Source organism: Flavipsychrobacter stenotrophus, assembly GCF_002954265.1.
GTDB classification, from domain to species: domain Bacteria; phylum Bacteroidota; class Bacteroidia; order Chitinophagales; family Chitinophagaceae; genus Flavipsychrobacter; species Flavipsychrobacter stenotrophus.
The window spans coordinates 12,520-38,799 of sequence record NZ_PPSL01000011.1; the positions used below are offsets into that span (position 1 = coordinate 12,520).

15 protein-coding genes are annotated in these 26,280 nt (G+C 41.7%); 2 read left to right on the top strand and 13 right to left on the bottom strand.

What is annotated here, in order from left to right; genetic code table 11:
- Nucleotides 1–24 precede the first annotated feature (24 nt).
- Nucleotides 25–1,470 carry a hypothetical protein gene (locus tag CJD36_RS22035; protein WP_133162758.1) on the bottom strand — a complete coding sequence of 482 codons (1,446 nt, stop codon included), beginning with the start codon at nt 1,468–1,470 and terminating at the stop codon, nt 25–27.
- A gap of 96 nt (nt 1,471–1,566) precedes the next feature.
- Between CJD36_RS22035 and CJD36_RS22040 the strand changes: the two genes are divergently transcribed.
- Both CJD36_RS22040 and CJD36_RS22045 read left to right on the top strand, forming a co-directional pair.
- Entirely contained in the window at nt 1,567–2,340 is a 774-nt protein-coding gene (locus tag CJD36_RS22040) for an SAM hydrolase/SAM-dependent halogenase family protein (RefSeq protein WP_105041376.1), read from the top strand.
- On the top strand, nt 2,337–2,630 hold the full coding sequence (locus CJD36_RS22045) for a putative quinol monooxygenase (protein ID WP_105041377.1): 294 nt from the start codon (nt 2,337–2,339) through the stop codon (nt 2,628–2,630). The genes CJD36_RS22040 and CJD36_RS22045 overlap by 4 nt, the downstream gene beginning before the upstream one ends.
- A 107-nt stretch (nt 2,631–2,737) precedes the next feature.
- Here the strand turns inward: CJD36_RS22045 and CJD36_RS22050 are convergent, their stop codons facing one another.
- The 12 genes from CJD36_RS22050 to CJD36_RS22105 form a co-directional block, all read right to left on the bottom strand.
- Nucleotides 2,738–3,130 (bottom strand): HIT family protein, encoded by a 393-nt coding sequence (locus CJD36_RS22050; RefSeq protein ID WP_105041378.1) that lies wholly within the window; start codon nt 3,128–3,130, stop codon nt 2,738–2,740.
- A gap of 1 nt (nt 3,131) precedes the next feature.
- A complete protein-coding gene (gene greA, locus CJD36_RS22055) occupies nt 3,132–3,605 on the bottom strand; it encodes a transcription elongation factor GreA (protein WP_105041379.1) in 474 nt (157 codons plus the stop codon).
- A gap of 116 nt (nt 3,606–3,721) precedes the next feature.
- A complete protein-coding gene (locus CJD36_RS22060) occupies nt 3,722–4,831 on the bottom strand; it encodes a PorV/PorQ family protein (protein WP_105041380.1) in 1,110 nt (369 codons plus the stop codon).
- A 60-nt stretch (nt 4,832–4,891) separates the two neighbouring features.
- The gene (locus CJD36_RS22065; protein WP_105041381.1) at nt 4,892–8,881 is read right to left on the bottom strand and encodes a hypothetical protein; all 3,990 of its coding nucleotides are present in this window, start codon (nt 8,879–8,881) and stop codon (nt 4,892–4,894) included.
- A gap of 30 nt (nt 8,882–8,911) precedes the next feature.
- Complete coding sequence (locus CJD36_RS22070) at nt 8,912–12,694, bottom strand: TonB-dependent receptor (protein WP_105041382.1); 3,783 nt, start codon at nt 12,692–12,694, stop codon at nt 8,912–8,914.
- 464 nt (nt 12,695–13,158) lie between these two features.
- A complete protein-coding gene (locus CJD36_RS22075) occupies nt 13,159–14,097 on the bottom strand; it encodes an NAD(P)-dependent oxidoreductase (RefSeq protein WP_105041383.1) in 939 nt (312 codons plus the stop codon).
- Nucleotides 14,094–14,849: a 16S rRNA (adenine(1518)-N(6)/adenine(1519)-N(6))-dimethyltransferase RsmA gene (rsmA, locus tag CJD36_RS22080; protein WP_105041384.1), complete on the bottom strand. Its 756-nt coding sequence runs from the start codon at nt 14,847–14,849 to the stop codon at nt 14,094–14,096. Before rsmA ends, CJD36_RS22075 begins: the two co-directional genes overlap by 4 nt.
- Nucleotides 14,850–15,067: 218 nt before the next feature.
- A complete protein-coding gene (locus tag CJD36_RS22085; protein ID WP_105041385.1) occupies nt 15,068–15,844 on the bottom strand; it encodes an enoyl-CoA hydratase/isomerase family protein in 777 nt (258 codons plus the stop codon).
- A 358-nt stretch (nt 15,845–16,202) separates the two neighbouring features.
- Nucleotides 16,203–22,937, bottom strand: coding sequence for an Ig-like domain-containing protein (locus CJD36_RS22090; protein ID WP_105041386.1), 6,735 nt, complete (start codon nt 22,935–22,937; stop codon nt 16,203–16,205).
- 572 nt (nt 22,938–23,509) lie between these two features.
- Complete coding sequence (fabF, locus tag CJD36_RS22095) at nt 23,510–24,754, bottom strand: beta-ketoacyl-ACP synthase II (RefSeq protein WP_105041387.1); 1,245 nt, start codon at nt 24,752–24,754, stop codon at nt 23,510–23,512.
- 19 nt (nt 24,755–24,773) lie between these two features.
- Nucleotides 24,774–24,986, bottom strand: coding sequence for a DUF2798 domain-containing protein (locus CJD36_RS22100; protein ID WP_105041388.1), 213 nt, complete (start codon nt 24,984–24,986; stop codon nt 24,774–24,776).
- 5 nt (nt 24,987–24,991) lie between these two features.
- Nucleotides 24,992–26,188 (bottom strand): acetyl-CoA C-acyltransferase, encoded by a 1,197-nt coding sequence (locus tag CJD36_RS22105; RefSeq protein ID WP_105041389.1) that lies wholly within the window; start codon nt 26,186–26,188, stop codon nt 24,992–24,994.
- Nucleotides 26,189–26,280: the final 92 nt, after the last annotated feature.

Genomic DNA, 26,280 nt, shown 5'->3' on the forward strand with positions numbered 1-26,280 from the left:
AAACCGAAATAAGCCTTCGTGTGGTTATGGCGTGTATTTATAACATCCTATATCGTTGATTCCCGACCTGAGATTACCCTCAAGATCTCTATCAACCGATGAAATATTTACACCCGCTCCTATGGCAGGAGAAGACGCTTTGAGATGGAAATCGTTTTCGTCTATCTTCTTAAATAAAGGATCCTGGTTAAGTATGCATGCATTCAGGTGAATGAATGACGCATCGATATTTGAACCTATTTTCAACAGACTATGATCCAGCCTCACACTTGCAGGGTAGGTGGACACCCTGTCACAGATGATCTCACTATCCAAAGAACCATAGACAATACAATTGCGGAGTACAGCATCTAGCGACCCATAGTAGGTAAGTGTGTTACTCACCTGGAAATAATTGAGCAGTACAACAGTATGGTTAGTTCTATGTTCTAACGATACAGATGCATCACCATAATTAGCGAAGGTACAATTGGTCATAGAGTCGAAGCCACCCTGCAGTGCTACCAAGGCTTCAGCACCAGTGGTTCCTATAAAACAATTTGTAGCAGTAACGTTTCCCTGCCAATTAAGGATACCGTAGCCAATTGAGTTCTTTATGATTGTATTATTGATGGTAACATGAGCGCCTGAATCGACCTGCATAGCCGCCGGCTGTGCATAAAAATTACGGTAGAATGAGCCGCCACCACAATTCTTGATCACCGCCTTATTAAATGAGCCTGTGCTACCCCCTACAAAGTAGAACCCGCCCCACTCGCCCGGATAGCCCCTGCGGCCGAAATAAGAACGATCTAATCTGTCTCCCTGGAAAACCACACTATCAGTTCCTGTCAAATTTACATTGAGCGTTCCGAACACAAAGAAGCGTGCATCCTGGTGCATATAAACTCTGCAATTTGCAGGGATATTTAACGTAGCTCCTGGCCCAACAACGCAAGAATGTTCGACCACATATGGCTTATCGGTGAGCCAGTTAATGGGTGTAGTGCCCGACAAACTATCACTAACAATATAATGTGCATTCTGACCATATGCAGTAAACGGCACAATGAAGTCTTTGCCATTAAGTGTAGAGATCAATTCATCGGAAACGATAAATGGTGTGAGCGTATCATTGGGGTCTATCTTAACCGTTGCAAACACATATACACTATCGTGGGCTGCAATCCTGATATTGGTGACTGCATTACCTACAAAACCATCTACATTGATGTGGAAGTAAGAGTTGTTGCCATTCTTCAATCTCACTGAACTAATGTTGATAGGTTCGTTTTGCGTATTGTATATGAGTAAACCGGTAGTGAAACTTCCGGCAGCAGTAAACACAGTATCAAACTTTAATGTATCATCTGAAAAAGTTAGTACCCCTCCAGTAGTGAGTAAGCGCGCTTGCTTACGGCATGATGAACCGCTGATAATAAAGACAAGTGTAATGACAATGGCAATAAGTGATCCTGATCTCAATCGCATGAATGTAAAAATAATGAACTCACGGGTATAACGTTTAAAAAGTATCAATATTACCCTGTTGAAGCAAATATTTAGGGTTAATTTTGCACATCAATTATGGGATACATTACCTTATTTTCCGACTTCGGACTGCAAGATGCCTCCGTGGCTATTGCTAAGGGTATCCTTATGCAGCATATTTCACTAAGCACAATAATTGACATCAACCACGAAGTGCAACCTTTTAATATGCTGCAAGCAGCATATTTATTCGGCTCTGCCTACAAAAATTTCCCTAAGGGCACTTGTCATCTTCTAATGTTTGACATCTTCTCTGCACAAAATCCACGGCTCATTCTCTCAGAATATGACGGGCATTATTTTCTATCACCTGATAATGATCTACTTCCATTGTCTTTAAAGGATAATATTTCACAATCGTGGTTGTGCCTTGAGTTACACAGGTCGCACTCGTTTCACAGTTGGTTACATAGGGCAGGCGAAATAGTAGCTCAATTGCAAAGTGCAGCACCTGCCAAATTGGATCTGATGGGTTATGAATTATCTTCTAAAACAAAACCCAACCCTACAGGCAACGAAATAATGTACGATGTCATTCACATAGATCAGTTTGAAAATGTGACCGTTAATTTTACGAAAGAGCAATATGAACAGCTTGGACCAGGCAAATCATTCTCCATCAGATTTACACAGGTAGAAGAGATCAATGAGATCCGCGAAAATTATAATGACGTAAGAGAAGGATATAAACTCTGCCGATTCAATAGTAATGGCTACCTGGAGATATGTCTGAACCATGGAAAGGCTGCAAGCCTGTTTGGTCTGAAGCTGGGTGGCAAAAACAATAATATTAAAATCAGCTTTTCATGATACTACGCGTTGTACAGATGACCTTTAAACCGGAGCATACTGAAGCTTTTGTGAAACTTTTTGAGGAAAGGAAGAGTACTATCAGAGGGTTTAGTGGTTGCACACATCTGGAACTATGGCGTGGCACAAACGACCCCAATATTTTCTTTACTTACAGCAATTGGGAAACTGAGGCAGATCTTAATCACTATCGCTTTTCAGACTTCTTTAAAGAAACATGGGGAATGACAAAAGCACTATTTGCAGAGAAAGCACAGGCATGGAGTGTAGAAAGAGCTGTTGTAGCATAAACCAAATTTAATGGCTCGATAGCACATGAATAAACCGCACTTCCTAGTGTAAAAAAACGGGCTACCTAAAAAAGATAACCCGTTGCAGTTTTAACTAATTCACGATCCTAAAGATGTGCTAATATTTTTTTTCTTGTTTCCTTTAAATCGTCCTGACTTACAGATAACTTCTCCCTCGTAAAATTCAAATCGTCTGCGCTATCTACAGGTACAAGGTGCATATGGGCATGCGGCACTTCCAAACCAATTACACTTATTCCACACCGATTGCATGGAAACGCTTTTTCAATTGCTTTAGCAACTGGTTTTGCAAACACCAACCATTTTGCTAACAAATCATCATTTACATCAAATATTTTATCTACTTCCACCTTTGGGACAACCAATACGTGTCCTTCCCTTATTGGAGTGATATCGAGGAAAGCGATAAAGCTATCGTCTTCAGCGATCTTATGACAAGGTATTTCTCCTGCGATGATCTTAGAAAATATTGAACTCATATTATGCCGAAATATTCTCTACTTTAAATTTAAAGGTTCCACTTGGCGCGCTTACTTCAGCTATCTCACCTATGGCCTTGCCTAAGAGGCCCTTACCAATAGGAGAAGTAACCGATATTTTACCGGCTTTCAGATCTGCTTCACTTTCAGAAACTATTTTGTAAACCAGTGTTTTCTTGCTGGCCATATTAGTAACTGTAACCGTACTCAGCACAGAAACCTTACTAATATCAATATCTTTTATATCAATAACACGTGCATTCAGAATAACATGTTCTAATTGAGCAACTTTTGCTTCATGGTGTCCCTGCGCTTCTTTGGCAGCATCATATTCAGCGTTTTCCTTTAAGTCACCTTTTTCCCTTGCCTCTGCTATTGCATGCGCAATTTCCGCACGGCCAGTAGTCTTTAGCTTGGTTAATTCCTCCCTCATCTGAGCTAAAGTCTCCTTTGTCAAATAATTCAATTCAGACATTATAAATTTATTTATTGTAAATAGAAAAAAAATACAACGCTCCCTTTTACAGAAGCGTTGCACAACAAAAATACGGAAATATAACTAATAAAGTACCTTAATAAGGCTAAAATTGCTTATTCTTCATCTTTAGATGCACTGCCTGCGCGAGTGAACCTAAGTGATATCATATGCACACCATTTGCAGGGCGCTGAGTTGGCCTGTATGAATAGTCAATAGCTAAAGAAGGACCATTAGCTCCAATACGAGTTTGAACAGTAGCACCTGCAGAAAGACCAACATACATTGTAGTTGTATTTTCGGCATTACCGATACCCTTTTCGTACCTGTAAGCAGCGTTAAGGCTGAACATATTCTTATAGGTATAAGATGCACCAACACCTATATAGTCATTGATGAATGAGTTTGAAGTGAAGCTACCCATGATAGTCAGCTTATGCATTGGCAAACTGTCTGCGTTGCGAACGTGATTTTCATCGAGGTAAAAATCGTAAGCGGCAGAAAGATTGAGGTAAGTAGGCATACTGAACTTATCTGAAGGAGAGTTAACAGAAATAGTATACCCTGGTGAAGACTGTGGCTGATCTGCATTGATAGCAAAACCGGTACCAGAGAACTTCATGTTAGTACCCAGATTACGTAGTGTAACACCAATATGGAAATTATCTTTCTTACCGGTCACATACTGGATGCCACCTTCGAAGGCTAGACCCAATGCGTTGATATTGTTGATCTGCTCAGACACATAGGTCATGCCGAAACCAGCATTAATGTTCTTTGAGAACTGGCGAGCAAAGCCAAGCTGTACGTTAAGGTATTGTGGATGATAGGTACCATAACCATCGGGATTGAAATAATCGGTTGCCGGTATATCTCCAAAGCTCATAGACATGATATTGATACCAATAACATTGTCATGACCAATATTGTGCGCAACGCCAAGATTATTGATGTTGATGCCAGATCCTGACAGATAAACGCCATGAGATACGCCCACTTCAGTAGTGCTATCGGCAGCAAGACCTGCAATATTGCATTTCATAGCTTCCAAACCACCAACAAAAGAACCGTTGTTACCGAACAAACTTGTAGTACGCGCCCATGGATTAATAATTAACTCCGGTGCACCCGACTGACCTATACGATCTTTGTTACCAGCAAATGAAGTAAAAGAAATACCCAAAGCGCAGATGGCAACAAGAGTGCTATTTGAAAGTTTTTTCATATTTATATGCTTGTTGTATATTTATTGGCAGGGAGCAGTGCTCCCCGCCTGTAAATGAGATTAATAAGTTGTTGCATCTATCGGGCGCATAGCACCGAACCATTTCAGGATAACTTCACCCATACCTTCAGCCTGAACATGCATCAGGTACATACCACCTGCAATAGGTAATCCTGCAGAGTTACGAACATCCCAATCAATGTAAGAAGTGTTTGGATCGCTCTTTGAAAGCGTACGAACAAGCGTACCATCAAGTGAATAGATACGAACAGTAGTACGAGCAGGCAAGTTGATGATCTTCACCTTAGTATCGTAACGGCTAGTTTCATACCCAGAGTAACCATAATAAGGATTAGGCACGGACTTTATCCTATCCAATAAACCACTCTTATCAGGATTATCGGCCAAGGTAGATGGAGCCAATTGAGAAGTACTGAATGTATAGTAAGGCCAAGCAGTACGACCTGCTGCAAGGTTGATCATATCAGCTGTGTCAGTATTCGTTCTGTACGGAGCGTATGGACGATTAACCCTGAATCTCAATGTAGTTTCGGTAGGTATCAAGCCCTCTTTAAGGCTCTTCAGCGGCGATGCCGGATTAACTGTAGGGAAACCTACCCAACGAGCCAATGCATATGCTAATCTAAGTTGTGTATTTGATGGTGCGGAAGCCTTAACCTTAGCTACGAAGTCAGCATCACCATCATACTTAGTACCCAGGATATAAATGATGTGCTTACCACCAAATATCGCAGAGTTATCATAAGGGCTGAAGATGTTACCAGAAGGATTCCAGATCATATCAGCACCGTTGTCCTGACCGAGGTATGAATCTTCACCGAATACGATATTCAACCTTTGCCCTGTAACCTGATCGATAGCATAACCTGGGAACCATGACATACTTCTGTCTTCTGAATTGTCGGAATAAACAGCACGACCAGCTGCATCTACATCACCATTCCAACCAGCATGCCTTCTCAGATAAAATTTGTTACCATGATTTTCAGCCAGCATAGAATCTTCCTGTTCTTCAACAACACATACTCTTGTCCACTTGCTTTTATCATCAGTAAATACAAGATTCACATCGGGTAACTGAGCCATGGTAGCAGAATTCTGATTAGCAGATGTAAACGCTATCTGGAAACCGCATGATGTACCACTACCATAGTGCTTACCATAGAATGGAGCAGCTAATGGGTAAGGAGCCCATGTTTTGTTCAATGGAGTGAAGTTAGAGAACATATTCTCATATACCTGGAAAGTATCCAGCTTATTGTCATTAAAATCACATGGATTGCCAGTACCGTAGGTAGGAGAATAACTCTGCTTATTACCAGATCTGATCCAGTTAGCAAAGCTACTATCTTCCTGATCGGAAACACCAGCTAACCAAGGCTTTGATTTATCAGCAAATACAACATTAGAAGTTATATAACCGTTACCGTTATCCTGCTCAACGCCCGGGGCATTAGCTTGCTTAATATTAACTGACAAACCATACTTTTCAATGATCTGCTCATTGATAGAGTTGATGCTTCTTTCGCTGTAGATAGTTTCTACAACTGCACCATTTTTCTTCGCGGTCAAAGACCATGTAGCATCGACGCTCAGGTTAGAACCAGACAATGGGCCATTCAATTGGAAAACCCAATCCAACGCAGGAACCTTAACCGGATCTACAACTGTTACGTTAATCGGACCCTGACCCTGATTGTAAACCGCTCTGGTGATAGTAGTATCATGTAAGATAGTATCACTTGAGGCATCGCTCAATTCAACAACATTACCACCGTTACCTAAACCCTGTACACGAGTAACTATGATACCTGAACCAAAGTCTGCATTCAAAGTAGTACCCATTGCACCATTTGCCGGATTAGGCATACCTACCGCAATTGGGATGTTTATACCACCAGCACCATGTGCACTACCAATGTAAGGCTGATCCTGTGTCTTATTGTAGTTAGGGCCCTGAGAATTGAAAGGAGCAAAGTTGTTATAACCATAGGCTATGGCAACGAAATAATAATTGTGATAGTTGATCAAAGCCTTATCAGCAACCTTAGAGAACTGATCCTGAGTGATCTGGAAGCTATGAGCAATACCACTATCCTTACCAACAACCTTGATGTGAGGAACCCATGAAGTATCACTAACAGAAGTAACTTTTGAATAGTTAACAATTTTAGTAATCTTGTTAGAAAGGTCGCACTGGAATACTTCATAAGCCTTAGAGTTATCAACCTCACCTGTGGTAGGATCGAAAATTTCAGCAGAAGTTACGTTAGCATTAGCCAACTGGAATACACGGTAACCTTCAAATTTGTAAAGTGTATCCGCAACATTCTCAGCCTTCGCTTTTGAAACTACCTGATGATATTTGCTTGAATCCTTATACGCACCATCTAAACGACCGTAGTTTTCTGCATAGTTATTGCTACCATAATCATTGATCATGTAGAATACCAACCTGCGATCTAGTTCGCGAACTACCAAACGTGGAGCTTCAGGACCTTCTGTAGTTTTAAAGCCTGCTTCAAACAAAGCTTGTGCACCATCATCAATACTCTTGATAGTTTTGAAATCTGTGTTAGGACAACCGCCTACACCTGACGCCCAAACGCAACCAAAAGTAATATCGTTGGTAGCACCCGGAAGCAACTGGAAAGGACCAGAAGAGAATATGAAACGACGGTCATTTCTTTGGTTATCACAAGAGCACTCAGACCATGTAGTTCTATCACCCGGGTCGCCAGTAAATACGAAATTAGTAATAGGGCCATCGCCAAAACCCGTTGAAGTAACACCAGGACCTTTAAAGTCATTTCTGAAACGGTCACCAAATTTTACAGAACCAGTCATATAGTTATATATCTGCACACCGTTTGATGGGTTAGCGAGGTTACCCGACTGTTCATTATTGTAATAAGTAAAGTTGGTCATCTTGAGGCGGAGGAACGTGTCGCTCATACCTGGGCGTTTAACCGGACGGATTGGGCCTTGAAAGAAGTCAAGACCTATCTGTGGAGGATTAGCACCATAGCTATTTACCGGATAACCACCATCCTGACCATCGCTTGAAGAACCATTGTACATGATACCCAGACCACGTGTTGTATCGCAACCAATAAAGTCATCTTTGTAGTAACCAAGATCACAGTCATCCCATACGGCAATGTATGTGCTGTCGATTGTGAGTGAACCACGATTGATAACCCTGTAATTACAGAAAGTAGCATTATTGAGGAAGTCCTGAGTAGAGTAAGCGAATGCAGACGTCTGCACTTCTATACCCATTGCAGAAGTCTGAGTCTGCTGCTTTACGTTACCTGCATCATTAGTTACCCACCAGATATACTGGTCTCCTCTGATATCGGGATACTCACCATTAGCGTAATCATATTTACCATTGCCATTAAGATCGACAAAAGGGGCATAGCTTGACGACGAACTTAAAGTAAGAGGGCCGCCATTAGCACCCTTAGTGTGTGCTGCGTTACCAGATGCCGGCCATTGACGAATAGCGTCAAATTCCGAACCATCTACGTTACCACCTGTCTTTGACAGCTCAATAAATTTATTGATAGTAGATTTTTCTATTTTCCAGAAGCGATCCCAGTTAGCACAATCATCAGAAGTGATCTTCGCAGTAACTACATCGAGCGCACCCGGCCAATAGTCATTACCATCCTGACGGTAAGTCTGTGCGGCAACCTTTAGCTGACCCTGCTTATCAAATCCACCGATCCAGCAAGAAGCAGCGAACTGCGAACTCTTACCAGAATTTTTAGGGATCTCATAAGCGGCCACTTCAAGACCGATATTCCACCACATATCACCACCGGTCATCAACCTTGCTCTAACATTATTAATGTCAAGGTCAATTGCCGACACAGCTGGCTGACAACCTGTAAGCGTTGTCTTCAACTGACTTTTATGACCGGTTGAGTTAACATTCTCACGAGCGCTAACTTGCCCGCTAACCCCTAGTATGCCAATTAAAGAAAGGGTTCCCGCAATTCGTATTTTTTTCGAGATATTCATAACTTAATAAAGTTATAATGAAATTAGAAATTAAAAATTGTATTCCAGACCAAAGTTTATAGTACGCGCATAGTTGTAATTGCCCGGAGAGTTAGTATTGATCTTGTAAAGGTCAATATAAGACTGAGGATTTACCTGCTGAGGTATCTTCTGCAAACCAAATGAAGATGTAAGGAATCCATCATCATCAGGACGGCCTGTGTAACCATAAACTCCAAGTATTTCGCGCGTGTTCAACAGATTCTGGCAGTAGATAAAGACTGACAAGTTCTGAGGTCTTCCGCTTCTGATTCCTGCAACTTCTGCATCCTTAGATTTTTTACCAAAACTGAATGAGAAATCTTTATTGATACGTGCGTCCATACCAAAGTGCCAAGGAAGGCGAGAACCATTGATACCACCAATTACAGTGTTACCCTGGGCATTTGCAAACCTGGTGAAAGGCTCACCGCTTCTTGTTCTACCAACCAGATTAAGGCCTGAATTTTCGAAGATGTGTTTGTTACCAACTACAGGGCCTTCACCCTTCTTGAAGCGATAATCGAAGTTAGCGCTGATGTTGTGACGAGAATCGTAATCGAGAGCAGATATATAACGCAGGTTAGGCAAACCAGCTTCGATGAAGCTCTGCAACAAACCTTGTGGAGATATCTGACCACCACCACCACCATTGGTAGAATATGGAGAAGAACCTGTTCCTTCTGCAAACTGCAATGTGTAAGCAATGTTCATTGTTAAATGCTTGGTAGCACGCATGTCGTAATTCAATTTCACACCCTTAGTAGACGAGAAGTCACGGTTACCGTAAGTGTAATAAGTAGTAGGCCATGCATACAAGTAAGGTTGAACTGTGATCATATCCTTACGCTCTTTGTAGAAACCAATGATCTTTAAAGCAGCTGATTTACCAATAACCTGTTCAAAACCTAACTCATAGTCGAAAGTCTTCTGTGAGCGCAGATTAGCATTACTGATGATCTGGTTAGAATTCTGGTTAAGGTAATAGTAATCATAAGCTGTAGCGATACCCAAACTTGTAGGGTAAGGGCGCTGAACATACACATCATAATGCGCAAAGAAGTTAGAGTTTTCTGTGATAGGGAAACCTACCTGAATACGTGGCATAACTGTAACCTGCGGATTGTAATCTGTAAATGACTTGTTGGCATTGAAATCAGCATCTGTGATCTTCTTGTTGTCAACCAACATAGGCTGAGGATCACGACCGTTAGAATAATCTTTCAGAACTGATGGATCTTCAATGTACTTACCAGTATAATCATACCAGTTATTGCCATTTCTGTAACCAATGATCTGTGGGTTAGTTGAAGAGTTGTCATTCACATAAACAACAGACTCATTGCTAAGGTTTGAAGGATGATGACCCAAAGGATTACCTGCTCCTGAAGTTTCGCTGATATTTTTTGTTTCATACAAAGAATACGGATCTTTCAACACCTTAGTATTAGCTGAATAACGTTCTACACGAACACCAACATTGAAGAGGATATTTTTGTACTCGAATTTATCCAATACATACCCAGCTATATAGTTAGGACTGAATGCACCAATAGGACGAGTGTAGTTACCGTTAGCATCTTTTGCAGTCCAGAAATCATTAAAGTTAACCGTACCATTCTGCGCACCACCGGTGTAAGTATAACCGTAGTAGTTTACAAAAGAATTACCGCTATTCAATAACTCATCGGCAGAGAACATATCCAGAGAGAATGTTGAAGGACTAAGCGCGTCGATATTGATATCCTGTGTACTGTTGTAACCCAATTTCTTTCTCAGGTTCTTGTCGAATGGAGTCTGAACAGCGTTCTTGTAGTTATACATGATCGTATCTGTAGGGCCAGGAATAACGGCACCGTTAGTTACATCTTCCAATGTATAATGCTTGCCGTTAACTATGAAGATCGGGTTGTTCTTATCCAAAGACAAGTTACCATTGTCCTTACTGCTCACCAGCTGCCTCATTTGCTGCCAGAGCGATGCTGTACCAGATCCGTTGAGGTTGGCACTTACACTGTAAGACCTCTGAATACGCTGCTGATAGTACAAACCAAATTCTATACCATGCTTGATGTTTCCGATCTTAAGGTCGAACTGGGCATCTACAGATAACGCATACTGATTAGATGTAAAGTTTGAATAGTAGCTCTGAGTAGCACCAGGGCTGAGGAACAGACCATATGTGTAAGCAGGCTCATCACCATTAGCCAATGCATTCCTTGATTGCAACTGATTGATAGTAGCAGGGTGATTGTCGCCAATTGAATTGTAGAACTGAGTAGTGTAATTCGCAAGACCCGGATTCAATTCTGACCTTGTAAAGTTGATACCTGTAGGAATAGAGCCTAACAATACTGTACCCCTTCTGCCGCTGATTGAATCATATTGATTTGGCAGGTAGAAATCCTGATATTGTTTGTCAAATCTACCTATGTAAGCATAGTTGAAGATATTTTCTTTAAACACGGGATCCTGAACGTTCTGATATAATTTCTGGTAATCGATCTGTACTGAGTAAGCTGCATTAGAAATGATGCTGTGCTTGCCAGTATCAAAACCACCTTGCTTACCAAATTTCTGGTTGAAACGAACATAACCACGACCAGTGTAAGTATTTTGTACCGGAGTTGCATCAGGCGCAAACAAATTTCTGGCTCTGCTGTAAAGGTCATTTTTTGTGTAATCGAACATACCACCTGCAGCAACGCGCATGTTGTCTGTTAATTTGTAATCAACCTTACCATTTAAACGTAATTCCTGTGTAGTGTTATTAGGTGGGCGACGAGTAGTAGATAACATGTCGCGGGTAATGTAATTTGATGCATAGTTGTAAACCGGCAAACCACTGTTATCAGCAACTATTTTCAATGGGTTCTTCTGGAGCTCAGCGAGCTTGTCGCCCTTAGTTACATATTCAGGGTTGTAAGAAGGATACCTGTTCTGATCATTGTAGTAGTCACCGCTGAGTGAGAAACCCATAACAGGTTCTGGCTTACGGGTAGTATCGGCAAATTTTTTCTTCAACAACGGACCTGCCAAGGAAAACGACACCAGGTTATTTCTGTAACCATCAATTGAATGCTGCAAACGAACACCGCCATTGAACTTACGGGCAACACCCTTCGATGTGATGTTGATAACCGCACCAGATACGTCACCATAGTTGGCCGGGATACCTGAAGAAATAACTTCAAGCTGCTCAGTAGCACCCTGTGCCATATCAATACCTTGTGAACCCTGTACCTGTACACCATCAATTACATAAAGGTTACCAGAGCTACGACCACCGTCTGAGTTCAGGCCACCACCACGCTTTTGCTGATAGATACCAGGAGTTTGAGCTACAAGGTCAACAGTTTGTGTTGTTGGCTTGTTTTTTATCTCATCTGAGGTGAGTGTGGTAGAGTGTTTGTACTTGTCTACCAATGGTTTCTTGTAACTTGTTACCACTGCAACCTTAAGTTCTAAACCGCCGGCACTACTTTTCAATGAAAAATTAAGACCTGTTTTTTCACCCGGAGATACTATCACCTTTTCGACAGTCTGGGTCTGATAGCCAAGATACGTTACTGTAACTTCATAATACCCTGGATCTAATGGTTTTATGCTGTACTTACCATCAAAGTCAGTTACCGTACCCCCTTTCAAGATACCCCCTTGCTTCACCATCACCGACGCACTAACCAGCGGTTCTTTCTTATTATCGGTAACAGTACCCAGAATCTCCTGAGCAATGGCTGACCCTGACAGCCCAATAAAAACGAGTAATAGCAGATAACGTAATGTCCGATTCATATTCGAATTAATAAATTATTATCAAATGAGGGCGTAAAGATAAAAAAAAACGTTAAAAATAGGCCAGTTCCGAAATATATTTTCTCCCCCTTTTATTCACAAGTTTAACAGAAAATCAATTTTGTGTTAAAAGCTCCTAACATAAAGACGAAATACCAGCAGAAAAACTTGGGTAAAAACAAAAAAAATCACAAAAAAGTAAAAATAATTGCTCAATGGAGGAATTAGCCAAAGGCTAACCACCTGTTTTAATCTCTAAAAGCGAAAGAAATAAATAGAAAGTATCGACAGAAAGTATTAAAAAGTAACCGATAAAAAATATACAAATACCACAAGTGAAATGCACACACTTATTTACTTTCAATACACGTACAAATAATCACCGTCTCATGTACTTTCTGGGCAAAATTAATAGCCAAAGAAAATTTAAATTAATATATTTTAATTTTATTTATTTTTGATTTTCAACTAGTTATCTTTATAAGTAGTACATAACTCATCTTGTATAAAGCTTCAAAAGTGTAACCTGCAATGTGCGGAGTGGTAATAACATTATTCATAATCATCAGTTCGGCCATGGCATTTTTTACCTCTTCATTCATGGCAGAAATTGGCTCCTGCTCAAAAACATCGAGGCAGGCACCCGATATTCTACCCTCTTTTATACCCCTTAAGAGGTCTATTGTGTTAACAACCTGCCCTCTTGACGTGTTGATCAAAGTGAATCTTTTTTTCATGTTTAAAATAAACTCCCAATTAAAATACTCGACAGTATCTTCCTGTAACGGAACATGAAAACTAATAATATCACAAACTGAAAATATTTCTTCTATTGTTGTGGCATTTATCACATATGATGGGGTATCCGCAACCATATACTTATCATATGCATATATAGTCATATCAAAACCCTGTAGCTTTTTTGCAAAAGCCCGGCCTGTATGTCCAAATCCGATTATGCCAATGTTCTTCCCTTCCAGCTCTATCCCTCTATTCTCATTTCTTAGCCACAATCCATGCTTCATCTCTCCATTACTGATGGTTATTCGCCTGTTCAGGTCCAACAGCATACCTACGGCATGCTCACCAACAGCATTACAATTCCCTTCGGGACTACTGTAGCACTCCACCCCTTTTCGGGTAGCATAGGAAACATCTATCACTTCCATCCCCGACCCCATTCTTCCTATCCATTTCAAGTTAATAGCCAGATCAAGCAATATACTATCCAGCTGCAGGCGGGTAGATGTAATAATGCCGACATAATCACCTACAAGCGTATGCGCCGTAGATTGCGTAATGTGCTCGTGCACATCACATGTATATCCCCCAGCTATAAGCCCTTCTATTAATACTTCATGTACAGGGGCTGCTATTAGTACCCTACCCTTCTGTCCTATCATAAAAAGTATCGTTCGTAAAGACCCACAAAATCAAGTACAGACAACTGTTCCGCACGCTTATCCATTATTGGCTCTAGCAGTGCAGCTGCCGGTACAACACTCTTTAACGCGTTGCGCAAGGTTTTTCTGCGCTGACCAAAAGCGGCCTTTACCAGTATCTTAAATTTCCTTTTATCATTGATGTTATGAGGATTGTGCAGGCTGGTGAATTTGAGTACGCCGCTTTTTACCTTTGGTGGTGGCGTAAAAGAATTTTCATGCACTTCGATCATAAATTCCACCTTATAAAACGCCTGCATCAACACGCTTAAAATACCATAGGTTTTGCTACCAGGACCGGCAGCTACACGCATTGCTACCTCTTTCTGAAACATACCTATAACCTCCTGCACCTGAGGCTCCCAGTCTAGTATTTTAAACAAGATAGGAGAGGATATATTGTAAGGAAAATTGCCGATTACACTAAAATTACCTTCAAAGGGAATATCTGCCTGCAGAATGTCTTTGCTGATGATCTTACCTGCTATAGCCGGATATGTTTTATTGAGGTAATCTATCTTCTCCGTGTCTATTTCTATGGCCTTAAAGATCACATCAGGCAGCTGTATGAGGTACTTTGTGATAGCGCCGCCACCAGGGCCTACTTCCAACAAATTCATTCCGGATTTTACATCAAGAAGGGCAACAATTTTCTGACACATATCCTCGTCGTGTAAAAAATGCTGTCCCAGACTTTTCTTCAGCGTATACATGGTGCAAAAGTAACGTTTCGCAATGTTAAAATGGGGAAATGTGGAAATGTGGAAATTATTCCAAACGGCTTAAATGCTGAATGACGATTTGGAAATTGCAAATGTAAAATGGCTGGAAAATGTATTCCTGTTTTATAATAAACCGACCAAACCATTATAAAAAAGCAGGGAGCAAATATTTGCTCCCTGCCCTAAATAACTATTTATAGTTTGATATTTTATGCCTTTGCGGGCTTTGCTTTAAATGCATTGATAGCATTGCGGGTGAAATCACTCAACACCAGGCGGCCACTGATAGCGGCACGTTCAGACAGCAATGAGTCCCAATGATCTGTACCTTGCCAAAATACTTTTTTCAACTGCACCATAGCGTCGGGGCTGGAATGTGCCAACCTGTCTGCAAGACTATTTACAGAATCATCTACATCAGATATAGACTTATGGATCTCAGAGTATAAACCATGCCTTTTAGCCCATTCTGCAGAGCGCCATTCCGTGGCATCAATAGCCAGTTGAGAAAAACCTGACACACCAATTTTACGCTCCACTGCAGGGCCTACAACAAAGGGGCCTATACCTACTGCCAGCTCACTAAGCTTAACAGAAGATTCTTCGGTAGCAATAGCATAATCGGTAGCCGCTATAATACCAACTCCGCCACCAACAGCTTTGCCCTGAACCCTGCCTATGATAAGCTTATGGCATTTGCGCATAGCATTGATAACATGAGCAAATCCGCTAAAAAATTTAGTGCCCTCAGCTACATCATTTATAGCCATTAACTCTTCAAAAGATGCTCCTGCGCAAAAAGCTCTGTCGCCAGCGCTGCGCAAAACAATAACCTTCACTCTGTTGTCAATTCCTATATCATTAATAGTTTTTGCAAGGTCTGTGAGTATGGCCGCAGGTAATGAATTACTTGCGGGGTGGAAAAATTCGATAGTTGCAATTCCATGTTCGATCTCATGGCTTACATAGCCCTCTTTATGCTGCATATGTGTAGTTTATTAGAAGTTTAGATTTTAGCGTTGTGGGAATTATTTTTCAAGAGATGAGGGAATGTAAAAATATGGATGAATTAAATAACAAGTATATTTTTTTCGACAATTTTCAAAAAATAAATTAAATATAAAAATATAAACCATTCAACTAACAGCCCAAATAGATAAACTTGAAAGTTGGCAGCAATAGTTTAGGCAAATATAAAGCAACGTTTTGACTGTTGAAGAGAGATAATAGTTTAAATAGTGCCAGAAAATCAGTGAATTCACCATCAATGATATGCTGTTGCTAAACAAAAAGAGAGCACCTCATATACTGAGATGCTCTCTTCAATTGACTATTTTTTTTCAATTATTCTTTAACCAGACGGTGTACTGATTTATTCGTGCCCGAAGTTATTTCTACCATGTAAATTCCTGAAGCAAGATCCTTCAATGAAATGCTGATATTACCAGACTGCATTACACCGTAGTTGCTGTTATAAACACTTACACCAGTTACATCCAATACCCTGATAGATACGTTTTCAGCACTTGCACCCGAATAGACAATAGTAACAGCATCGGTTGCCGGATTAGGAGACAAAGTGATCTTTGTAGCAGCTGCTTTTGACGAGCCTGGTTTCATTGACAATTCAAACCTTTGCTCACCTTGTGTTCCAGTATTGTTATCTACATTAAATCTGTACTCAGTTCCCTGCTCAAGCTGAACATATTTGTTCATCAACTTATCATGAAGATATAAAGGGCTATTACCCGGTGTAACTACTGACTCTGACTTAATGATGTATTCCTTATTGAACTTAGTATTGATACCCAGTGCAACCACGCCGTCTTCAGAGAACGGTCGTGCATCTATCGCCAGTTTCTTACCATCGGCTGATAATGAGTAGAAATTCAAATCACCACCCTGCAGCTTCGCAGCATCGAAATCGTTGTCTTCATTTACAGTAGCAGTTTCACTGAATTTAACTGATAGCATGTCCCAAGGACTGTGATCCGCATCATAAATAACCAATGACACATCGTTGGGGCTTGTCTTCAATAAGTTGTGTGTAGAAGTTACACCCTTATTGCTTTCACTAAATGTAAGCGCATCTCCATTGTTGGCAGCACGTATCTGGAAACAAGAGTTACCTTGCAAATAATAAGGACTAGCCGCACCAACACCAATGGTAATTGTACGGAACTGTCCACCTGCACCCAGGAACGGATCCCAAACATAGAATGCAGGACCAACCACTTTGCCATCTGTTTTAGCATTGTAGCAAACCGTACCAATATCTACAGGAGAAGCGTATGGATTACCTACCATGTTATAGTCTTGATTTGCTCCGCCACCCTTTACGAGAGCTACCGTCTGATCACCCTGGTTAAGAGCCCCAACCATACCAATAGTATTCGGATCAATGACATCAGTTATATAACCAAGTCCTTGTCCCTTTACACCACGGAAGAACAAACGGATGCCCTGATAACGATGGAAAGTATTCGTATCTGCAGCCAACGCATTGATCTTAGTAAATGGTCTCCAACCCGGATCGGAAGATAAAGATGAATTACCCATAGCAGGATTGTATCTGTAAGAAGACGGGTTATTAGTAGAGGTAGTTGTAAAGCCATTGGCTGAACCACCTTGTCCAGTAATATCAAGATATTGCTGCACCTGACTCAACGATATAGTTGAGCTGAATGGATGACTCCAGAAACGGTAACGGCGATAGCCTCCCGGTATGTATTGCATCACCTTTACATTACCTGCAATAGATGAACCGAATGTAATTGGTGCAACTCTTGCAGTACCGCTTGCATCGGATGCGAGTGTAAGGCTATCGTGTGTAGTTAATGTACCTGAGGTCATAGTAATTGACTTAACTATAGTCATTCTTGCACCAGTATTTATGGCAGCACCAGCACTATTATTGAGTTCAAAATTACTTACCTTACCAATACCAGTAATAGCCTGCGCCGACGTACCATTTAAGCTTAAATTACCATCTCCGCTAAGCGTACCGCCATTGCTAAGCGCACCCTTTACGTATAAAAACGCGTCAACATCTGCATTGATAACAGCACCCGATGCAACCGTAAGATTTCTAGTATAAACAATTCTCGTTGTTGATATCAGCGGGCTGTAAGTAGTTCCCGAAGGTATAGTAACGTCGGTAGTATCACCTGGTACAAAACCACATGACCAGTTAGAAGCTCTTTCCCACTCTGTTTCGTGCGCAAAGGTACCACCTACCCACTGCATAGGCACAGGAATAAGCGTTGCGAACGTGTCATAAGTTGTTGTGCAGGTAGCATTATGCACCTCCACTAATTCATATACATGTGTTGCAGAAAGATTGCCGGTTGCCAAATTAAATGTACCACCGGTTAATGTTTCAGTTACATTAGCGGCTCCATCAATGTTATAAACGACTGATGCGCCTGAAGTACCAGTAAATACAATAGCAGATGCGTAATTCATACAAGGATTTTCTGCAGACGTAATTGCTGCTGTAGGATAATCAACAACAGTTACGCTCTGAGTAGCGGCACTTGTACCACATTCGTTAGTAAAGCTATAAGAGATCGTTGAGGTACCGGCAGAGACACCTGTAACCACACCACCGGCAGTTATTGTGGCCACTCCCGTAGTTACACTACTCCATGTACCCAACGCTGTAACATCGGCTAGTGTAGATACTGTACCAGTACAAAAACTAAATGTACCTGTGATAGCAGCTGGCATGTCTGGCACTGTATGAATATCGATCGATTTTACTGCTGGTGTACCGCAACCATTAGAATATGTGATAGTTGTTGTACCAGCTAATACACCTGTAACTACGCCAGTACTTGCATCTACACTTGCTATTGTCGGATCATTGGAACTCCAGCTACCCATAAGAGCGGAATTGGTAAAGGTAGTTGTAGCCCCTACGCAAATGGAATTAACACCACTAATTGCATCCGGCGTACCCAAAGTAGTAAAACCGGTTGTTGTATAACACGTTCCAAGTGTATAACTTATGTTGGCTGTACCAGCGAGAACACCAGTAACGGCACCACTAGAAGCGTTGACAGTAGCTATCGTTGATGCCGAACTTGACCAAACTCCGCTACCTGTAAGGTTGCTAAGTGTTGTGGTCGAACCTTCACAAGCATACATAGTGCCGGTAATTGCAACAGGGGTCGGGTTTACAGTTAGTGTACGAGTTGAGTAGCACGATGTTGGCAATGTATAAGATATCGTAGTTGTTCCGGCAAGAATACCTGAAACACCAACAGGATCACTGGCATCGACTGTTGCTATAGACGGGCTATTTGAACTCCACGATCCTCCGCCTGTAGCATTACTTAATGTTGTAACAGATCCTTCGCACACACTGGCAGTACCAGTTATTGCAGCAGGATTTGGATTAACAGTGAACGGCAATGTAATATTACATGAACCAACTGTATAAGTTATAGTTGCCGTATTGGCTATCAACCCAGTAACAACCCCACCCGAAGTGATAGTGGCTACGGTTGGCGCTGAAGTTGTCCATGTACCACCACCCACAACATCAGACAGAGTAGTCTGGAAACCAAGGCAAACACTTGATGACCCAGATATAGGGTCTGGTGTATTATTAACGGTTACTCCCCGTGTGGCATAGCAACTGGTAGGTAGCGTATAAGTGATTATAGTAGAACCAGCATTGACACCAGTAATACCAACAGGGTTGCTCGCATCAACAGTTGCTATCGATACATTGTCTGAGCTCCATGTGCCACCGGCTGTAGCGTCGGTGAACGTAGTAACTGAACCTTCACAAACTGTATTTGTTCCAGTAATTGCTGAGGGATTGGCATTAACTGTAAACAATACGGTCGAACGACAGGTACCTATAGAGTAACTAATAAGCGAAGTGCCAGCGCTTACAGCACTGACCACGCCTCCGGCTGTAATAGTTGCTCTTGCTGGTGTTGCACTTGTCCAGGTACCGCCAGCAACAGCATTTGAAAGGGTTGTCAAAGTTCCTGCACACGCAGAAGTTGTACCGGTTATTGCCGCAGGCCCCTCATTAATAGTAATACTTCGCCCAACTGCGCATGTACCTATGGTATACGATATTATTGTTGTACCCGCTGTTACACCAGTTATTGTAACAGGAGAGCTGGCATTAATAGTAGCAATTCCCGCATCATTCGTTGACCAAGTTCCTCCGGCTACACTGTTTGAAAAATTAGTTGTAGCAAACCGGCATATAGTATTAGTCCCTGTAGTGGCCGCAGGAGTAGTATTAACAGTAAATGTTGCAGTGGAACGACAGCTACCAATAGTGTAACTGATCAAAGAAGTACCGGCAGAAACCGGAGTAACAACGCCACCTGAACTTATGGTTGCTCTAGCAGCTGTTGCACTTGTCCATGTACCACCACCAGGTGTACTTGAAAGTGTAGTTAATACACCCACACATGCGTTGGTTGTTCCAGTGATGGCAGTTGGAGTGGTATTAACTGTAATACTACGACCAACCGCGCAGGTGCCAATAGTATAAGACACAGTTGATGTGCCTGCAAGCAAACCGGTAATTGTAACAGGTGAACTAGCATTAATGCTTGCCACCGTTGGGTCAACGATTGACCAAGTACCACCGGCTACTGTATTGGCAAATGTTGTTGTAGCATTCTCACAGATAGTATTAGTACCTGTAATTGCAGCAGGTGTAGTATTGATCGTAAAAGTTGCTGTAGATCGGCATGAACCTATAGTGTAGCTGATCAATGACGTTCCTGCTGAAACCGGAGTTACAACACCACCTGCTGTAATCGTAGCCTTAGCTACAGTAGCACTTGTCCATGTGCCACCTCCAGGAGTACTGGAAAGAGTTGTTAATACTCCCACACATGCATTTGTTGTTCCGGTAATGGCTGTTGGAGCCGTATTTACAGTTACAGCCCGTATGGCATAACAGCCAGTTCCTAATGTATAAGAAATGGTAGCAGTACCTGCTAGAACACCTGTAATACCTACAGGACTACTTGCATTTATAGAAGCAGTAGATGGGTCACTTGTACTCCATGAACCACCCGCGGTAGCGTCAGTAAATGTAGTGATCGCACCTTCACAAATCGTATTTGTTCCGGTAATAGCCACCGGATTGGCATTAACAGTAAATGTTGTTGTGGAACGGCACGAACCGATTGTATAACTAATAACAGATGTACCGGCGGCAACAGCAGATACAGCACCTGTACTTGAATTTATTGTAGCTTTTGCTACAGTAGCACTCGTCCATGTTCCTCCGCCTACTGCATTCGTAAGTGTTGTTACCGTTCCTACGCAAGCACTTAATGTACCTGCAATGGCGGCAGGTGCTGTATTAACAGTAATAGTACGACCAACAGCACAGCTACCAATGGTGTAAGAGACAGTTGACGTGCCAGCAAGCAAGCCTGTTATTGTTACTGGAGAACTAGCGTTAAGGCTGGCTATGGAAGGATCTACTATAGACCAGGTACCACCGGCTACTGTATTTGCAAACGTTGTTGTAGCATTTTCGCAAATCGTATTAGTACCAGTAATTGCAACTGGTGTAGTATTAACTGTAAAAGTTGCCGTAGAGCGGCATGATCCTATTGTATAACTAATTAAAGATGTACCGGCAGAAACCGCAGAAACTGCACCCGTACTTGAATTTATTGTAGCTTTTGCTACAGTGGCACTCGTCCATGTTCCACCAACTACTGCATTCGTAAGTGTTGTTACCGTTCCTACGCAACCACTTAAAGTACCAGAAATGGCAGCGGGAGCTGTATTAACTGTAACACCGCGAACAGCATAACATCCGGTACCTAATGTATAAGATATAGTAGCCGTACCCGCCAACACACCCGTAATACCTACAGGATTACTTGCATTAACTGATGCCGTTGACGGATCACTTGTACTCCATGTGCCACCCGCTGTAGCGTCGGTGAATGTTGTAATTGCACCCTCGCAAACTGTATTTGTACCGGTTATCGCTGCAGGATTAGCATTAACGGTAAATGTTGCCGTAGAGCGGCAAGTACCAATTGTATAACTAATAACAGATGTACCGGCAGCAACCGCAGAAACGGCACCCGTACTTGAGCTTATTGTAGCTTTTGCCACTGTAGCACTGGTCCATGTTCCTCCGCCTACTGTATTAGTAAGCGTTGTAATTGTACCTGCGCAACCGCTTAATGTACCCGCAATGGCAGCAGGTGCTGTATTAACAGTAACACCACGAACCGCATAACAGCCCGTTCCCAAAGTATAAGATATAGTAGCTGTACCTGCAAGTACTCCCGTAATGCCTACAGGGCTGCTGGCATTAACTGACGCTGTTAAAGGGTCACTTGAACTCCACGTTCCACCAGCAGTTGCATCAGTAAATGTTGTTACAGCACCCTCACAAACAGTATTTGTTCCTGTTATAGCCGCTGGGTTGGCATTAACTGTAAATGTTGCCGTAGAGCGACATGTACCGATAGTATAACTAATAACAGATGTACCGGCAGCAACCGCAGAAACGGCACCTGTACTTGAATTGATCGTTGCTTTTGCCACAGTAGCACTGGTCCATGTGCCGCCACCAACTGTATTAGTAAGCGTTGTAACCGTACCAACACATCCGTTCAGCGTACCCGCAATTGCATCGGGGGCTGTATTAACAATAACCGAAGTAACAGCACTGGTTAAGCTGCCTAACGTGTTACAAGCTCCGGTACCGTTCCAGGTGATCACACAATAATAATATGTGGTGCCCGTGGTAATTGTAGATGGAAGAAATGTGGTAGACCCCGTTGCCGTTAGCGAACTTGGTACAAACGTCACGCTCTCCATAGAGCCTCCTACTGTAGAGTTGATCGTATTGGAATACCAGGTAATTGTCAGGTCTGTTCCCACATTGGTACCCGAACCGGTATTACAAGTATTATACGTGTACGTTAGCACGCTTGCCGTAGCATTCTGGCAATAGGTTGCTGTTCCCGAAATTGACGCATTTGTATTGGGAGTAAATACTTTATCCGCAAAACACGATAAACTGACCACCAAACACAAAACGGAAAGTAAAAAAGACTTCATACAACGACATTTAAATTTAAAAAGGTATAATTTTTCAATAGTAACGACCACAAAAGCAAACAATAGTAGAAAATAATTGATTTATAAAAAATAATATAACTGCAAATACATTTTAATTAAAAACTAATAAATGTTATAAAAAACGCTTACAATATTTATCTCAGAAATATTTTTTAATAAGATAAATTCAAATAGTAAAATCTAACTAACTTATTCTTTATTAATGCGAAGAACACTGAAAATCAGGCTACAAGCAAGTGTTTGAAGCAAATTATAATTTCCTATGTACTTAATTTTTATTAATAAAAGAGCATTTTAAACTTATACTAATAGCGAAAATACGATGTTTTTACCTTTTCGTTTTCAAAAATTATTCGTTAACATTTATTTAACACACATTTTGCTAATTAGTCATTAAAATTCATTTATTTATTATTCGTATTAATTCTTAACTTGTATAATGCTCATAGAGTTAACCGCACATACAATATAAATACCAATTATACCCTAAACGTAAAAGGGGCGACCCCATGAAGTTCGCCCCCTTGACTATCTGCGATAGAAAGTATTAGTTAGTACTTTTTGAAAATAGAACTGGCCACATGCCCACCAAATCCGAATGTATTATTTAATACATATTGGAGATCTCTGGCAACAGCGTTATTTATAACTACATTCAATCCCTCAGGCAACTCCGGGTCCAATTCTTCTATATTAATAGTAGCGGGCACAATTCCATTTTTGAGGGCCAGAATACAAATAAGACTTTCAATAGCACCGGCTGCACCCAACAGGTGCCCGGTCATAGATTTGGTAGCACTGATAAGTACACCAGAATCACCAAAAACTCTTTTTATGCCAATTAATTCACTTATATCGCCTATGTGTGTAGAAGTGGCATGGGCATTAATATAATCAACATCTTTGGCACTAATCCCTGCGTCCGACAAAGCCTTGGTCATACCAAGTGCTGCACCCAACCCTTCTGGGTGAGTGCCGGTAAGATGATAAGCATCTGCGGCCATACCACCACCTACCATTTCCGCGTATATATTTGCACCACGGGCTATAGCATGATCCCATTCTTCCAGTATCAATGCACCTGCACCCTCTCCTACCACAAAACCATCGCGCAACTTATCAAATGGCCTTGATGCATGCAATGCGTTCTCATTATTTTTTGATAACGCCTGTGATGCACCAAAACCACCAACCGAACCCGGGGTAATGGCGGCTTCTGAGCCTCCTGCTACCATAATTGTAGCTTTGCCCAATCTTATAGTATCAAAAGCACTTATGATTGCAGTATTAGACGAAGCACATGCCGAAACAGTACAATAATTAGGACCGTGCAACTTATGCCGTATAGATATGGCACCTGCCGCTATGTCAACAATCATTTTGGGAATGAAGTAGGGATTGAATCTTGGGGTGCCGTCGCCCGCATAAAATTCCTTCAGCTGTTCTTCAAATGTGCCTATACCGCCGTTGCCTGATGCCCAAATGACACCAACATCATATCGTTGCTCTTCAGGCATTGCTGTAAAGTCAAGCCCTGCGTCTTTAATTGCCTGGTCACTCGCCGCTATGGCATACTGGCTGAACAGGTCATATTTCTTCACCTCTTTTTTGTCAATATACTCAGTAGGATCAAAGTTTTTAACCTCGCAGCCAAATCTTGTCTTGAATTTAGATGCATCAAATTTAGTAAGTGGCCCGGCACCGCTTTTGCCCGCAACAATGTTTTCCCAAAACTCTTGTACCGAATTACCTAATGGTGTTATTGCACCAAGTCCGGTTATTGCAACTCTCTTCATATATATATTCAGTTTGTCTTTATTCGCAAAATAGTTTGTCTGTCAGTTTTTGAATACGGGGTGCAATAAACAATATTATAGGCACAACAACAAGATATCCTACAAACCATGACCGAAACCAGACGGTCACAAAATTTGCAACAAAACCAACATTAACCGAAATTACAGCAAACGAGATAGTACCCGTTGTAATAACCCCCATTATAAGTGCAAAAGCTATTTTCTTTTTCATTTCTCTTATAATAATGCTGTAATTGGCTGAACCATATTTTCAATAACAATAGCTGAAGCGCCACCACCGCCATTACAAATAGCTGCTACGCCATACTTACCACCTTCTTGCCTCAATACAGATACAAGTGTGCAAATAACTCTGGCACCAGATGCGCCGAGTGGATGCCCTATAGCCACGGCCCCGCCATATAGATTTACCTTCGCCGGGTCAATACCCAATATCTGTTGGTTGGCCAGCACCACTGCCGCGTAGGCTTCATTGATCTCGAAAAAATCGACATCAGCCAGTGTAAGTTTTGCATTAGCCAGTGCTTTAGGTATGGCTTTAGCCGGTGCTGTTGTAAACAACTCCGGCGCACAGGCAGCATCGGCAAAACCTATGATCTTAGCCAGTGGCTGCAGATCATACTTTTCTAGTGCCTCGGCCGACACAAGCAGCAGAGCCGCCGCACTATCGTTTAAATTACTAGCGTTTGCCGCTGTCACTGTTCCTCCTTCTTCAAATGCGGGTTTTAACTTAGCCACCTTGTCTGGTATCACCTTATAAACATCTTCATCTTTTGCTACTACTGTGTCTCCTGATTTTTGTTTTACTGTCACCGGTATTATCTCATTGTCAAACTTGCCTTCTGTAGCCGCTTTTGCTGCCTTGGTATACGACGCAAGTGCATATTCATCCTGCGCCTCGCGCGATATATTGTATGTTCTGGCGCATAGCTCAGCAGAACTACCCATATGAAAGTCATTATACACATCCCAGAGGCCATCTTTGATCATTCCATCCGCCAGCATCACATCGCCATACTTATGTCCCTTTCTTATAAAATTGTAATGCGGCACATTACTCATGCTTTCCATGCCACCTGCCAGAACCACATCAGACAAGCCAAGCTGTATCTGTTGCGCACCTATCATCGTTGCCTTCATACCAGATGCACATACCTTGTTTATTGTAGTTGCATCAGCCGAATCGGGTATGCCTGCAAATATAGCAGCCTGCCGGGCGGGCGCCTGCCCAACATTCGCAGAAAGTACATTGCCCATATAAACTTCATCTATACTGCCTGGTGAAATCCCAACCGAATCATATGTACCCTTAATGGCTAGCGCCCCAAGCTCAGTTGCAGACAAATGAGAAAGGCTACCCAATAAACCGCCAACAGGCAAGCGCTTAGCAGCTACAATAAATACTTCTTTCATGACACTTCAATTTATATATGTTTTCAATTAAAAATATAGCTGAATCATTCGATAAACAACCTCTTTTTATACCAATCGGTATTTTATTATTC

Excerpts from the sequence above, each read along its gene's own strand:
- CJD36_RS22035 (WP_133162758.1), bottom strand. The coding sequence starts at position 1,470 with ATGCGATTGAGATCAGGATCACTTATTGCCATTGTCATTACACTTGTC.
- CJD36_RS22040 (WP_105041376.1), top strand. The coding sequence starts at position 1,567 with ATGGGATACATTACCTTATTTTCCGACTTCGGACTGCAAGATGCCTCC.
- CJD36_RS22045 (WP_105041377.1), top strand. The coding sequence starts at position 2,337 with ATGATACTACGCGTTGTACAGATGACCTTTAAACCGGAGCATACTGAA.
- CJD36_RS22050 (WP_105041378.1), bottom strand. The coding sequence starts at position 3,130 with ATGAGTTCAATATTTTCTAAGATCATCGCAGGAGAAATACCTTGTCAT.
- greA (WP_105041379.1), bottom strand. The coding sequence starts at position 3,605 with ATGTCTGAATTGAATTATTTGACAAAGGAGACTTTAGCTCAGATGAGG.
- CJD36_RS22060 (WP_105041380.1), bottom strand. The coding sequence starts at position 4,831 with ATGAAAAAACTTTCAAATAGCACTCTTGTTGCCATCTGCGCTTTGGGT.
- CJD36_RS22065 (WP_105041381.1), bottom strand. The coding sequence starts at position 8,881 with ATGAATATCTCGAAAAAAATACGAATTGCGGGAACCCTTTCTTTAATT.
- CJD36_RS22070 (WP_105041382.1), bottom strand. The coding sequence starts at position 12,694 with ATGAATCGGACATTACGTTATCTGCTATTACTCGTTTTTATTGGGCTG.
- CJD36_RS22075 (WP_105041383.1), bottom strand. The coding sequence starts at position 14,097 with ATGATAGGACAGAAGGGTAGGGTACTAATAGCAGCCCCTGTACATGAA.
- rsmA (WP_105041384.1), bottom strand. The coding sequence starts at position 14,849 with ATGTATACGCTGAAGAAAAGTCTGGGACAGCATTTTTTACACGACGAG.
- CJD36_RS22085 (WP_105041385.1), bottom strand. The coding sequence starts at position 15,844 with ATGCAGCATAAAGAGGGCTATGTAAGCCATGAGATCGAACATGGAATT.
- CJD36_RS22090 (WP_105041386.1), bottom strand. The coding sequence starts at position 22,937 with ATGAAGTCTTTTTTACTTTCCGTTTTGTGTTTGGTGGTCAGTTTATCG.
- fabF (WP_105041387.1), bottom strand. The coding sequence starts at position 24,754 with ATGAAGAGAGTTGCAATAACCGGACTTGGTGCAATAACACCATTAGGT.
- CJD36_RS22100 (WP_105041388.1), bottom strand. The coding sequence starts at position 24,986 with ATGAAAAAGAAAATAGCTTTTGCACTTATAATGGGGGTTATTACAACG.
- CJD36_RS22105 (WP_105041389.1), bottom strand. The coding sequence starts at position 26,188 with ATGAAAGAAGTATTTATTGTAGCTGCTAAGCGCTTGCCTGTTGGCGGT.